The sequence below is a fragment of the Arsenicitalea aurantiaca genome, from assembly GCF_003994485.1.
Lineage (GTDB): Bacteria > Pseudomonadota > Alphaproteobacteria > Rhizobiales > Devosiaceae > Arsenicitalea > Arsenicitalea aurantiaca.
The window spans coordinates 1-12,208 of the sequence record NZ_RZNJ01000007.1 but is presented as its reverse complement, the minus strand read 5'-3'; the positions used below and the strand labels follow the sequence as shown (position 1 = coordinate 12,208).

Here is a 12,208-nt window from a genome sequence, read left to right as displayed (position 1 = left end):
TCTATTGACGGCACAGAACGGCGGTTACATCCCGCCAACAAATCCCGCGAGTTCTGCTTTGCTGGAAATGCCGAGTTTTTCGTAGATTCGTACGACCTGATTGCGCACGGTGGATGGTGACGTGCCCAGAGCACGCGCCACTTGCTTGTTGGTCATGCCGGATGCGAACAAGCCAGCAACTTCGCGTTCGCGTGGAGACAAACCCGAAAGGGTCGAATGGACCGACAGGTGAACAACGTAACTGCTGCCAAACCGGGACATGCGCGCATCGAGCAATTCCCCGCGCCATCGGTTGCCGCGCTTGAGCACGCCCATCACGACAGCAGGGAGGTGTGCAACATTGCCGCGCCACTCCTGCCTAGCAAAATCGTCAAATGGCCCCTGCGTGCATAGCACCCAGCCTTGTTGGTCAACGAGCGCAATCGCCTCATCCTCCATGGCTGCGCGGCGGATCCACAGTTCGCGGTTCATACGCAGAGCCTGGGACAGGTGTGGCATAAGCATCTGCTTGAATCTGCGCTCGCGGTCGGAGAAGGTCCTTGGTCTGTCGTCCGCGCAAAGCCCCACGAAGCTGACATAACCGTCGGTTCTTTCGCCAAGGATGGTGGCCATCATGTTCGAGGCATTGAACTGACGCCAATGCTCGTTATAGGCCAAGCTTGCGCGATATTCTGGAACGTCATCGAAGCGGGCGGTCGCTCCAAGACGGTTGAGCGTCAGGTCGCAGAAAGCATCGTACTCGGCAACGGTTCCCCAATCGCCCAGAAGCGCTTCACTTTGATTGAGAACCGTCAGATCGGTGACCAGCCGGCCATCGGCCCTGCCTCCACCCCACACGCCGAAATCGAAGGGAATAAAACGCTGCAGGTTTCTGAGCACGCGGAGGCGAAATTCGTCGGACGTGCATTCCGAGGCGTCATGGTAAAGTTCCAGCAGAAAATCGCTGAGCTTCGATACGCTTTCTACTTCCCCCATAGCGACAGCTCGATCTGCAACCGTTCCCAAAGTCTGATACCGAACATCTACGCTAACTGAGCTGACGACAAGCCCTGATAAGATTATGCCGAAGCAGCTGGGCTCTCGGCTCCGGTCACGCCGCTTGGTTACCCCAGCCATCTGCATAACAATAGCCAGCCCGAACGGCTGCTTGCTCTGGTTAGTCGCCACAAGCTGCCTGTCTGAAAACCACCCCGTTTCTGCCGTGCAGCACGTCTTTGAGGATGGCAGCTTTTAGGAAACCGCCGAAGGCTCCTGGATGACTGGAATGACGGCGCTTTGCGGACGGCTGCATTCGGAGCGTTCCGCGACCAGCTTGAACTACTGGAATGACAGCTCTAGTGACCTGTCGACGAATGGCCTTGGTCTGCCCGAGAATAAGTTTCTTGACGCTTCCGTCGTCATCCGAAGGCATGCCAGATTAATATCATGTCTCTCATCGACCTCGATATTGCCGGCTACCGCTCTGTCCGCTCCATCCGGTTTCCCCTCAAGCGTCTGACCGTGCTGGTCGGCGGCAACGGCGTGGGCAAGACCAACCTCTATCGGGCGCTTGAACTGGTCCATGCCGCCGCGACCGGCGACCTCTCAATGTCCATCGCGCAGGAGGGTGGCCTCGCATCGGTGATGTGGGCGGGCAAGCGCCGAGTAACCGATCAACCCCGGCTACGCCTCGAGGTCGGACTTGATACCGTCCTGCCAACGGATGAGGAGGAAGCTTACCAGCCGCGTTATGCTGTCGAGATCGGCTTTGGCGACAGCAAGTATCAGGCTGTGTTTGCCGAGGAACCGCAGATAAAGGCCGAAAGCCTGATCCTGCCCGGACGGCGTAGTGTCTCACTATTAGAGCGCAAGGGGCCCGCCGCCTGGTATCGCGACGACACCGGCAGGAGGCGCCAAATCGAACTGCCCCTTCTGGCGAGCGAGACGGCACTTTCAGCCCTCCGCGGCACTCTCCCCGAACTTGACGCGGTCCGAAATCTGCTCGCGACTTGGCGCTTTTACCATGGTTTCCGTACCGATCAGAGCTCGCCCTTGCGCCAGCCTTCGCTTGCCGTCACGGCGCCCATGCTCGACGCAGACGGCGGCAATCTCGGAGCCGTTCTGGCGACCCTGAAGCATATACGCGGCGATACCGAAGACCTCGACGCCGCCATTGAACACGCCTTTCCCGGTGCCCGTCTTGACATTCCGCCTCCTGGGAGGAATGCATCTTTTTCCCTAACCTTCCCTGATGTGCCACATCGGTCGTTCGGTCCATCGGAGCTTTCGGATGGCACCTTGCAGTTTCTTGCCCTCCTCGGCGCCCTGCTGGCCTATCGTCCACCGCCGTTTATCGCCTTGAATGAACCGGAGGCGAGCCTGCATCCCGAACTTCTGCCAGCACTTGCCCGGGCCATTGCGCGCACGGCAGAACGCAGCCAGGTGTGGATAGTTACCCACTCGACGATCCTTGCCGGGGCCATCGCGGAAGAAACCGGCATTCACCCGCGCCGCGTTATCCGGCGGGATGGAGCGACGTGGCTTGATGGACTCTCTGATATCGGCATTTTTGCCGATGAATAACTATTCCGTCTTGGTCGACTGCTCGAGGCGGGGCCTTGCCATTTCGATTCAGAGCAGCCATCGGGCCACCCATCCACCAACTGCGCGACTGAAATGGAGGTGTAGGGCCAAAACTGGGACGAATGTCTGATGGGCGCTCTCGACGCCTTCTCGGTCACTAGCCCGTAGTTTGCCGCCTCCCCGTAGCAGTCATCATTCGGGATTTCGGAACCGTTTTCCGAGTGGGGTTTTGTGAGAGAATGCTGCACCACGTTTCACTTGGCACCTCCGATCTGAACAGAGCTCGGGCCCTCTACGATCCAGTGATGAACCAGCTTGGTCTGCGCCGGACCCCCGATGTTGAAGAGGCTGTAGGGTAGGAGCAGGCATCACGGTGTTCAGCCTCAATACGCCTGCCGATGGAGAGCAGGCGACGACAGGAAACGGTACGCACATCGCCTTCGAAGTCGAAAAGCGAGCTGCCGTCGACGCGTGTTACCAGGCAGCATTGGCAAACGGTGGCATGGGCGACGGGGCGCCAGGCGTAAGGCCGGAATACGACGCACACTACTATGCTGCCTTCGTCCGCGATCCTGATGGAAACAAGATTGAGGCGCTACATTCGCTGCGACTTGACTGGTAGACCTAATCAAACATCGTCGCGGCACTCTTAGCCCCATCATCAATGCATCTAAGCCTGATCAGAGGTCCACCCGGCGTTCCGGGACTTCAATCGCGCCATGATCGAAGTCCGGCAGGAAACGACCCTATTGAAGACGTTTAGTGACCTATCGTGATGTTCCTAAACCTGCTGCTCGTGTTCTGTCCCTTCTAGTGGGCAGGAGTTTAGCGCCGAGGATCCGCCCATGCCTGACCATGAACTCAGTTCAGTCCTAGAGGCAGTTCGAGCCTGCACGCGCTGCGTCGCCGACTTGCCACTGGGGCCGAAACCTATCATCCAAGCAAGCGCCTCAGCGAGAATACTAATTATCGGACAGGCCCCGGGCACAAAGGCGCACGAGAGCGGCTGTCCCTGGAATGACCAAAGCGGGAATAGGCTGCGGGAATGGACCGGACTTGCCGAGGCCGAGTTCTACGACGAAAGCAAGGTTGCCATAGTTCCGGCTGGCCTATGTTATCCTGGCGCGATTCCCGGGGGCGGTGACAAGCCTCCTGTGCCAGCATGTGCGCCCTTGTGGCATGCACGGATACTGCCGCTTCTCACCAACGTATGGCTTACTCTTCTGGTCGGGCTGCATGCGCAAAAGCTCTACCTAAAGGGTGGCCGCTCGCTCACGGAGCTTGTGCGTCAACATCCTCAATCCTCACCCGTCATTCCGCTTCCCCATCCAAGCTGGAGGGGAGTGGGCTGGATGCGGAAGAATGCCTGGTTCGAGTCGGAAAGCCTTCCCATGCTTCGAAAAAGGATAGAAGAGGCTCTTCGTTAATCCTGGCGTGTGGGTATGTCCAGCTTATGGATAGAGGACCCGGAGACGGATCAAGTACGGGTTCGGGGGCACAGTGAGAATGTCGACAAGCAGCTCAATCTTGGACTTTTACAGAAGGCTCACGAGTTCCTCGATCGACCGTGTCGAGTGACCAATAGTAAAAAAGGGCCTCATCCAAGTCTGCGCTCGACGAAGATGATCTGCGACATGTTATCGTACTGGTCGCGTTCACCTCCTGAGTTAGATCACGCCCAGTTCGCGCATCGACTCGGCAACTCTGACAAAGCCTGCAATGTTCGCTCCGAGCACATAGTCCCCAGGTGCGCCGTACTCTTCTGCTGTCCTGGCACAGGTGTCGTGGATGGTCCGCATGATCTCGGCAAGGCGAGACTCGGTCTGCTCGAAGGACCAGCTGTCTCGCGACGCGTTCTGCTGCATTTCCAGTGCCGAGGTGGCCACACCGCCGGCATTAGCTGCCTTGCCGGGGGCGAACATCACGCCAGCCGCCTGGAACGTGCGTACGGCATCGGGCGTGGAGGGCATGTTGGCGCCTTCGCCTACCGCAATGACCTTGTTGGCAACGAGCGTCCTGGCGTCGTGGCCGGTCAACTCGTTCTGCGTTGCGGAGGGCATGGCAACGTCGCAGGGGACGTCCCAGATCGAGCCTTCGCCGGCCTTGATGAAGTAGGCACCGCGGCTCTCGCCCTTGAGTTGCAGATATTCGTCGATGCGAGCGCGCCGCACTTCCTTGACCTGCTTGAGGAGGTCAAGCTCGATGCCGGCCTCGTCGACAATATAGCCGGAGCTATCCGATACGGCGATGACCTTGCCACCGAATGCCTGGGCCTTTTCGACGCTGTAGATCGCGACATTACCGGAGCCAGAAACGACTACCTTCTTGCCGTCAAAGCTCTCGTTCCTGGTCCCCAACATGGCTTGGACGAAGTAGGTGTTGCCGTAGCCGGTCGCTTCCTTGCGCGCCCGCGACCCGCCGTTGAAGAGGGCCTTGCCGGTGAGGACGCCCGCCTCGTAGCGGTTGGTCAGACGCTTGTATTGGCCGAACATGTAACCAATCTCCCGGCCGCCCACGCCAATGTCACCTGCTGGCACGTCCGTGTACTCGCCGATGTGACGATGTAGCTCGGTCATGAAGGACTGGCAGAAACGCATGACCTCGCCGTCGGAGCGCCCGCGCGGATCAAAATCCGATCCCCCCTTGCCGCCGCCTATTGGCATACCAGTCAAGGCGTTCTTGAACGTCTGTTCGAAGCCGAGGAATTTGATGATGCCGATGTTGACCGACGGGTGGAAGCGGATTCCACCCTTGTACGGGCCGAGCGCCGAGTTGAATTGCACACGGAAACCGCGGTTGATTTGAACCTGCCCCTTGTCGTCGACCCAGGGGACTCTAAAAATGATCTGCCGCTCAGGCTCACAAATGCGCTCGATCAAAGCCTGGTCAAGATAATCGGGACGCTTTGCGACAACGCGCCCCAGGCTCTCCAGCACCTCGCGCACGGCCTGATGGAACTCCGGCTCCCCCGGATTTCGCTGGAGGACCTGGTCAAGGACCGTCTGTAGCTTGTCGTCGATCATACCGCCAACCTTGGATAGAATGTGCATCTGCTGTGCCGTGCTTACGACGAGTCAGCGGCGATTTGAACAAACAAAAGGCACTCTGCCCAAATCAATGGCCATGGGTTGTTCTCGATCTGCCTTGCGACGGACGGCTCTTGCGCCAGTCGACCGTCCGTCCCGGGGGCCTCACAGCTCATGGTCGGCATGTCGGTGTGATCACAGGCGCAGACGGTCAGTTCGCCCCTCCCGGACCTCTTGGCCACTCAAGTGCACCGGGCGCTTTCCGTAAGTTGCGCCCACCAACTTGCACGGCCGGAATTGGGCGCGAAGCCGCTTTAGCAAGGTCACTGCCTGCTTCCGGGTGCCGATGGCTCGGGGGTGTTTAGCTGTCGCCGTCATGAGCTCAAGCTCCGACGGCCGCCGCGTAACCGGGCTGCATCCACCAGATCTCGGGAAACGGCTCCAGCAGCCGCCCCAGCGTCAGATCGGGCGCTTGCCTTCCATGCAGAACCGCTTCGACGATGTCCGGCGCGAGCAGGGTCAAGCGCAGGACCCGGGTCATGTAAGAGGACGCGATGCCCTCCCGTTCGGCCAGTTCGGCGATGGTGGCGAACTCCCCCGACTCCAGCATCCGTTTCCACCGGAACGCGCGGGCCAGAGCCTTGACCAGCGTGCTGTCGGCCTTGCGTGGTCGAGCCGCGCCCTCAGGCAGCTGCATCTGCTTGCGCCCGCCGCGCTCCACGATGCGGAAGGGGACGTGGACGGTAACCGTGTCGGGATCGTGCTGCGCCCGGCTCATGCGGCTTTCTCCAGCGCGTCTGCCTGCATCTCCCGCGCGAGGCCGTCGAGACCATTCATGCGCAGTCGGACGCTCAGGCCATCGATGCCGATGTCGACGCGTTCGACCAGCAGCTGAACGATCCGCGCCTGCTCGGCGGGGAAGAGTTCGTCCCATAGCGGGTCGAGCTGCTGAAGCGCTGCCCGTGCGTCGGCCTCTGTGATCTCCTCGTCCTGGATACGCGCAGCCTTCCACGTCCCCGCCACGATCTCCGGCTGGCGGAAGACGGCGCGGAGCTGATCAATGACGGCCGCCTCGATCTCGCCTGCAGGCACGCGGCCGACCGGGCAAGACCCGGCACCATGCTTCAGCACGGTCTGGCTGACATAGTAGCGGTAGAGCCTGCCGCGCTTGCGGGTGTGGGTCGGTGAGAACGCCGCGCCATCGGGACCGAAGAGCAGCCCCTTCAGCAGCGCTGGGGTGTCGGCACGTGTGCGGGCGGCGCGCTTGCGCGGGCTCTCCTGGAGGATGGCGTGGACCTTGTCCCAAACCTCGCGGTCGATGATCGCGTCGTGTTCGCCTGGATAGCTGTCGCCCTTGTGCACCGCCTCACCGATATAGGCGCGGTTGCCGAGCATTCGGTAGAGGTACTTCTTGTCGATCCTGTTGCCGCGCGGGGTGGAGATGCCGCGCGCGCCAACCTCCCGCGCCAGTTCCGTGCAGGACCCGATCTCGAGGAAGCGGGTGAAGATCCAGCGAACGTGCTCGGCGGTTTCTTCGTCGACCAGGAGCTTCCGGTTCTCGACGCGATAGCCGTAGGGCGGCACGCCGCCCATCCACATGCCTTTCCTGCGGCTGGCGGCGACCTTGTCGCGGATCCGCTCGGCCGTCACCTCGCGCTCGAACTGGGCGAACGAGAGCAGGATGTTCAGCGTCAGCCGGCCCATCGACGTCGTGGTGTTGAAGGACTGCGTCACCGAGACGAAAGTCACGCCGTTCCGGTCGAACACCTCGACCAGCTTTGCGAAGTCGGCGAGGGAGCGGCTGAGGCGGTCGATCTTGTAGACCACCACCACGTCAACGAGCCCGTCCTCGATATCCCCCAGCAGCCGCTTCAGCCCGGGGCGTTCCAGCGTGCCGCCCGAGATGCCGCCGTCGTCATAATGGTCCCGGACCAGCACCCAGCCTTCGGACCGCTGGCTGGCGATATAGGCCTCGCAGGCCTCCCGCTGCGCGTGGAGCGAGTTGAACTCCTGCTCCAGCCCCTCCTCGGAAGATTTCCGGGCGTAGACGGCACACCGCAGCTTGCGCACGACCTTCGATTTTTCGGGCGGCTTCGTCATGTCCGCCCCCTGTGGTTCTTCAGGCCGAAAAAGACCCAGCCGTTCCAGCGCGTTCCGGTGATGGCCCGCGCGATGGCGGACAGTGATTTGTAGGGCCGCCCCTGCCATTCGAAGCCGTCGGCGGTGACGGTGACGATATGCTCGACGCCCTGCCACTCGCGCAGCAACCGTGTGCCGGTGATCGGGCGGTCGCGATCGGCGCGGAGGCCGCGCTTCGTCCTGTCGCCGCCGTCCAGTTCCTCGCCCAGCCGTTCCAGCCGCCGGATCGTCTCCGGCCTGAGCCCGCTAAAAGTCAGTTCCTGGATGCGATAGGCGAGGCGGCTTTCGAGGTAGCGCCGGTTGAACGGTGGCGGCTCGCTGTCGAACAGGTTGCGCCACTGCTGCTTCAGGTCAGCCGTGGCAGCAGTCTTGAGCGCGGCGAGGCGCGCAGGGATTGGGTCGGGGGTCGTCATGCCATTCTCCGATGAGTTGGAGTTGCATGACCGCTCTGGTCGGGCAGGTAGCGTAGCGAACTATCTCCATCATGCGGCAAGTGTTCGCTTGACTGGGCGAGCCGTAGCCGGACGAGACGTGTGGGAGATGGTCCGCGTGGGTGTCGAACGGCTCTCGCGCCTTTTCGCCTGCGCCGACACCATTCTGGTTCCTCACCGCGCAGTGGCCAGTGGGCGTTACCGGAAGCTGCCCAAGTTACCGTCTGAAGGCGAGCGCGCGGTAACATCATGGGCGGGCCTCCGTGGCCATGATCGCAGCTGAACCAGGCAGCTCCACAGACCCAAGTTACCATTGTCACCGCTGTTACCTGGTACCGGGGTCTCCTTCGTAAACGCTTCAGGTCCCATATTGCCATATGAGGCCGTTCCCATCCGCCTGGAGCAGGCTTCGCTCGCGTCCAATCCTGGCACGCTTCAGCGCCGCGATGATGAACCTGCGCGACGTTGCCAAGGTCACGCAGAACAGGTCGCGCAAGTGACGCACCGAGACACACCTGCGCTACTGCGCTACCTGCGCCACCCCCCCTTTAGGGGTGGCATAGTGGCGCGGTTGTGCAGACCTTCTCCCTTCGAGAAGGTCTCGGGTACGCTCGGCCTGTCCGGCGCGGCCGACACCACCGTCACCCCGATCGTGATCAGAATGAGTGCAGGCTTTACGGGCGGCAATTACCGCCTGAACATCCAATGCCGCTCCGAGCTGAGCTCCAGCAGGGCGTTCCGACGCCTGATCCGCGTATTTCGAGAGACTGCAGCCTGAAAGCGACTCTCGGGCCGTGCTCGGCCCCTCGTGCCAAGCCGTCCCGTTCTGTCCCACGCCCGTCCCACGCAGGCCCATCACAGGCGGGCCTTACTGTCCCACACCGCTGCCCGCCGCGCGAAGTCTTGCGCTGTGATTTGCTCTGTCGCGCAGGTCATCAAGACCAGGAGAACGCAAATGAACGGACACGACCTCTTCATCGACCAGATCCAGCTGGCACGCCGCTGGAAGCTCTCGCACCGGACGCTCGAACGTTGGCGCTGGCTGAGCCAAGGGCCGAGCTATACCAAGATTGGCAGACGCGTCGTCTACCGGCTCGTCGACGTGGAGCAGTTCGAGGCGGAAGGCCTTCATGCCACCACCATTCGCTCGGAGGCAGAACGCCGTGCTTGAGCCCTCGTCCCCTTCGGGCTGCTGCCCCCAAACGGCTCGCGCCGCCGCAAGACGCGCGCAGGTTCAGCTGAAGGCGGTCGGAGAGGCAGATTGCCTATGACTGCGATCGGTCACGCGTTGCTCGCGGCCCGTCACGAGCTCTATGAACTCGCGTGGGCGAACCCAACTTATCTTGCCTATGTCCATCAGCATCGGCTCGATCCTGGCGCACTAGCGGCGTTCGCCGGCGCAACTGCCACCCTGTCGGTTGTGGACTGTGGCAACGGTCGGTTCGACTGGGAGGCTCCGGGTGACCGGCTTGATGTCTTCGTCTGCGAGGCGCTCGACGCCGACGGCGAGGCAACCCTGGATCTGGTCGCCTGGCCGCTGAACCGGCCGAGCCATGTGCTCACCATGTTCGGGCGTGCGCCGCTGCTTGGGCTTTGGGAGGCGATGAACCCGGCCACCTACTTCATGGGCAAGTCGCTGGTGATGCACAGGACGCCTCTGGACTGGCTCAAGTCCGGGTGCTCTGGAGCGGTCATCCTCAACTCTCGTCTGGCCGCCAGATTGTTCCTCGATATCGAAGGCTCCATAGCTGCCAGGGATCAGGCCCATGCTCGGGAGCTGGTTCAGATCGCCCGCAGTGTCGTCGACGAACGCAGGATCGTCGTGGCCGTCGGAGATGCAGCGAGGGCTGCATGAGCGACTATCGATATGGGTCCGACAGCGGCTACGACCGGGGGCTTCTGGCCGCGGGGAGGCAGTCAGGAAGGCGATACCTTGGCGTCGTCTCCGCGAGCACCTTCGAAGGCAAGGAGGTGCTGGCGAGAGAGTGGTTTGCCCCAAACCTGATCCCGGCACGGAACGTCACCATCGTCAACGGCGATGGCGGCACAGGCAAGTCCCTGCTGCTCACCCAGCTGGCCGTGGCCGCAACCAGCGGAACGCCCTGGATCGGCCTGCAAGTGGCACAGGGTGGCTGCCTTTACCTGAGTGCGGAGGACGACCTGGACGAACTGCATCGCCGCCTGGCCAATGTCTCGGAGCGGGCAGGCGTTCGGTTTTCCGATCTCGAGCAGCTGCGCATCGTTCCGCTTGCTGGAGAGGATGCCGTGCTCGCCGCTCCCAAGCCAGCAAGCAACATGCTGCTGACAACAGGTCTGTTTGATGCCGTAGATGAGGAACTCGCCAAAACGCGGCCCGCACTCGTCGTGCTCGACACCTTGGCCGATCTCTTTGGGGGTGAGCAAAACCAGCGGGCGCAGGCCCGGCAGTTCATAGGCCTGCTCCGCGGCTGGGCGATCAAGCACCAGACCACGGTCGTGTTGCTGGCCCATCCTTCCCAAAGCGGCATGGTCAGTGGCACCGGGTCGAGCGGCAACACCGCCTGGAACAACAGCGTCCGCAGCCGACTTTATCTGGAGCGGGTGACAGCGAGCGAGGGCAGCAAGGCCTTCGAGCCCGATCCAGATGCCCGTGTTCTGCGGACCGTCAAGGCAAACTACGGTCGGACGGGAGGAGAGATACCGCTCAGATGGGTGGAAGGTGTGCTCGAACCGAAAGCGCAGTCGTTCGACAGCTCCATGGCCCGGATGTCTGCCGAGCATCGGGCGGATCAGGTCTTCCTGAACTTGCTGGCACGGTTTGAGGCAGAGGGCCGGCAGGTCAGCCCTCTGCCCAATGCTCCCACATACGGACCCTCCTATTTTTCGAGGCACGGCGATGCCGAGGGGATCACCAAACGCGGCCTGGAGGCTGCGATGAACAGGCTGTTCGCGTCAGGCAGGATCAGGGTCGGCAAGTCGCACGGATCGCCGTCGAAGCAGAAGGACATCATCGTCCGTGCGTGAAGACGCGTAAGCCTTCCTGACCTACCTCACTCCCTGCCAAGTGGGTGCCAACACCCTGTCTTACTCCCTGCCTACTCCCTGCCTACCCCTTCCTACTCCCTGTGCTGCGTCTCCCCCGTACCCCCTATACGCGTTGCGCCCTTTGGAGGGCGGGCGCATGCGTTCGAGGGAGGCGGTTGACCGCGGCGCGGCCGATCCGCGCAAGGAACAGGCTATCCGTAGAATGAAGAGGCCTGCCAGCCGATCCCCGCCATCGACGGTCTCCCGGGAGGCAACCGTTCTAGGTAACTCGCCTGGCCAGTCTACCAGCGGAGTGCCCACGCACCCTTCCGTCCGCAGACGGCTAGATGGAACTCTTCTGCTATCACGCAGCATCGATCAGTAGCAAAACCATGATGGATAGCCTGGAACGAGCCATAGCCATCGCAGCCGCTGCGAATCGCACGGGTCAAAGATTGGCCAGAGAGTGCTTCCACGCCGGGTCGGTCTTCAGGGCGGAGTGATCCTGCGTAGAGCTGCGGCTCCGTTCGAAGAAATGTCAGGATTCCCAGAGCCATAGCTGCCGGCGTAGAATTGGCCATGGCCTGAAGGCGGGGGGGGGGGAGGCGGAAAAGTCTCTGACGATCCGATCCCTGACCGGTGGGGCCGTCCATCTTTCACACCCGCGAAATTGGCATGGGGGTCACCGGCAGTGGCGCAGGCAGCAGAGCTCAAACAATCCAAAGCCATGGCACTCGCTGGCGAGCATCCTGGAGGGCCCGATCATGCGACCAACTCCGCAGTGCTCGGGGACCTGGCCATCAGCTATCGCGACGTCGCCGGCCTCATCCCCTATGCCCGAAACGCCCGCACCCACACCGATCGCCAGGTCGCGCAGATTGCGGCGTCCATCCGGGAGTTCGGCTGGACCAACCCCATCCTCGTCGATGGCGACAACGGTGTCATCGCCGGTCATGGCCGGCTGCTGGCCGCACGCAAGCTCGAGATGACGAGGGTCCCGGTCATCGAGCTTGCGGCGATGAGCCCGGCGCAGCGTCGCGCCTACGT

At 62.0% G+C, this 12,208-nt stretch carries 12 protein-coding genes; 7 read left to right on the top strand and 5 right to left on the bottom strand.

All coding sequences use genetic code 11. The features are described 5' to 3' along the window. Nucleotides 1-24 precede the first annotated feature (24 nt). A complete protein-coding gene (locus EMQ25_RS16130) occupies nucleotides 25-975 on the bottom strand; it encodes a helix-turn-helix transcriptional regulator (RefSeq protein ID WP_127189642.1) in 951 nt (316 codons plus the stop codon). Between the two features lie 450 nt (nucleotides 976-1,425). Between EMQ25_RS16130 and EMQ25_RS16125 the strand changes: the two genes are divergently transcribed. The 3 genes from EMQ25_RS16125 to EMQ25_RS16115 all read left to right on the top strand — a co-directional run bounded on the left by EMQ25_RS16125 (nucleotide 1,426) and on the right by EMQ25_RS16115 (nucleotide 3,989). Beyond that, nucleotides 1,426-2,562, top strand: a complete 1,137-nt coding sequence (locus EMQ25_RS16125) for an AAA family ATPase (RefSeq protein WP_192895685.1) — start codon at nucleotides 1,426-1,428, stop codon at nucleotides 2,560-2,562. A gap of 373 nt (nucleotides 2,563-2,935) precedes the next feature. Beyond that, nucleotides 2,936-3,184, top strand: coding sequence for a VOC family protein (locus EMQ25_RS16120; RefSeq protein WP_244606624.1), 249 nt, complete (start codon nucleotides 2,936-2,938; stop codon nucleotides 3,182-3,184). A 223-nt stretch (nucleotides 3,185-3,407) separates the two neighbouring features. Then, a complete protein-coding gene (locus EMQ25_RS16115) occupies nucleotides 3,408-3,989 on the top strand; it encodes a uracil-DNA glycosylase family protein (protein ID WP_127189640.1) in 582 nt (193 codons plus the stop codon). A gap of 240 nt (nucleotides 3,990-4,229) precedes the next feature. Here the strand turns inward: EMQ25_RS16115 and gdhA are convergent, their stop codons facing one another. The 4 genes from gdhA to EMQ25_RS16090 form a co-directional block, all read right to left on the bottom strand. Then, entirely contained in the window at nucleotides 4,230-5,585 is a 1,356-nt protein-coding gene (gene gdhA, locus EMQ25_RS16105; RefSeq protein WP_127189639.1) for an NADP-specific glutamate dehydrogenase, read from the bottom strand. A 385-nt stretch (nucleotides 5,586-5,970) separates the two neighbouring features. After that, nucleotides 5,971-6,366, bottom strand: a complete 396-nt coding sequence (locus EMQ25_RS16100; RefSeq protein WP_127189638.1) for a hypothetical protein — start codon at nucleotides 6,364-6,366, stop codon at nucleotides 5,971-5,973. Continuing rightward, the gene (locus tag EMQ25_RS16095; protein ID WP_127189637.1) at nucleotides 6,363-7,688 is read right to left on the bottom strand and encodes a recombinase family protein; all 1,326 of its coding nucleotides are present in this window, start codon (nucleotides 7,686-7,688) and stop codon (nucleotides 6,363-6,365) included. The genes EMQ25_RS16100 and EMQ25_RS16095 overlap by 4 nt, the downstream gene beginning before the upstream one ends. Beyond that, complete coding sequence (locus EMQ25_RS16090; RefSeq protein ID WP_127189636.1) at nucleotides 7,685-8,140, bottom strand: DUF2924 domain-containing protein; 456 nt, start codon at nucleotides 8,138-8,140, stop codon at nucleotides 7,685-7,687. Before EMQ25_RS16090 ends, EMQ25_RS16095 begins: the two co-directional genes overlap by 4 nt. 973 nt (nucleotides 8,141-9,113) lie before the next feature. Here EMQ25_RS16090 and EMQ25_RS16085 point away from each other — a divergent pair. The 4 genes from EMQ25_RS16085 to EMQ25_RS16070 all read left to right on the top strand — a co-directional run. Beyond that, entirely contained in the window at nucleotides 9,114-9,329 is a 216-nt protein-coding gene (locus EMQ25_RS16085) for a helix-turn-helix transcriptional regulator (RefSeq protein WP_127189635.1), read from the top strand. A 96-nt stretch (nucleotides 9,330-9,425) separates the two neighbouring features. Beyond that, on the top strand, nucleotides 9,426-10,013 hold the full coding sequence (locus EMQ25_RS16080) for a hypothetical protein (protein WP_127189634.1): 588 nt from the start codon (nucleotides 9,426-9,428) through the stop codon (nucleotides 10,011-10,013). Further along, on the top strand, nucleotides 10,010-11,161 hold the full coding sequence (locus EMQ25_RS16075; protein ID WP_127189633.1) for an AAA family ATPase: 1,152 nt from the start codon (nucleotides 10,010-10,012) through the stop codon (nucleotides 11,159-11,161). Before EMQ25_RS16080 ends, EMQ25_RS16075 begins: the two co-directional genes overlap by 4 nt. Nucleotides 11,162-11,888: 727 nt before the next feature. Beyond that, the coding region (locus EMQ25_RS16070) for a ParB/Srx family N-terminal domain-containing protein (protein ID WP_158626113.1) at nucleotides 11,889-12,208 on the top strand (320 nt) is incomplete at its 3' end.

Excerpts from the sequence above, each read along its gene's own strand:
- EMQ25_RS16130 (WP_127189642.1), bottom strand. The coding sequence starts at position 975 with ATGGGGGAAGTAGAAAGCGTATCGAAGCTCAGCGATTTTCTGCTGGAA.
- EMQ25_RS16125 (WP_192895685.1), top strand. The coding sequence starts at position 1,426 with ATGTCTCTCATCGACCTCGATATTGCCGGCTACCGCTCTGTCCGCTCC.
- EMQ25_RS16115 (WP_127189640.1), top strand. The coding sequence starts at position 3,408 with ATGCCTGACCATGAACTCAGTTCAGTCCTAGAGGCAGTTCGAGCCTGC.
- gdhA (WP_127189639.1), bottom strand. The coding sequence starts at position 5,585 with ATGATCGACGACAAGCTACAGACGGTCCTTGACCAGGTCCTCCAGCGA.
- EMQ25_RS16100 (WP_127189638.1), bottom strand. The coding sequence starts at position 6,366 with ATGAGCCGGGCGCAGCACGATCCCGACACGGTTACCGTCCACGTCCCC.
- EMQ25_RS16095 (WP_127189637.1), bottom strand. The coding sequence starts at position 7,688 with ATGACGAAGCCGCCCGAAAAATCGAAGGTCGTGCGCAAGCTGCGGTGT.
- EMQ25_RS16090 (WP_127189636.1), bottom strand. The coding sequence starts at position 8,140 with ATGACGACCCCCGACCCAATCCCTGCGCGCCTCGCCGCGCTCAAGACT.
- EMQ25_RS16085 (WP_127189635.1), top strand. The coding sequence starts at position 9,114 with ATGAACGGACACGACCTCTTCATCGACCAGATCCAGCTGGCACGCCGC.
- EMQ25_RS16080 (WP_127189634.1), top strand. The coding sequence starts at position 9,426 with ATGACTGCGATCGGTCACGCGTTGCTCGCGGCCCGTCACGAGCTCTAT.
- EMQ25_RS16075 (WP_127189633.1), top strand. The coding sequence starts at position 10,010 with ATGAGCGACTATCGATATGGGTCCGACAGCGGCTACGACCGGGGGCTT.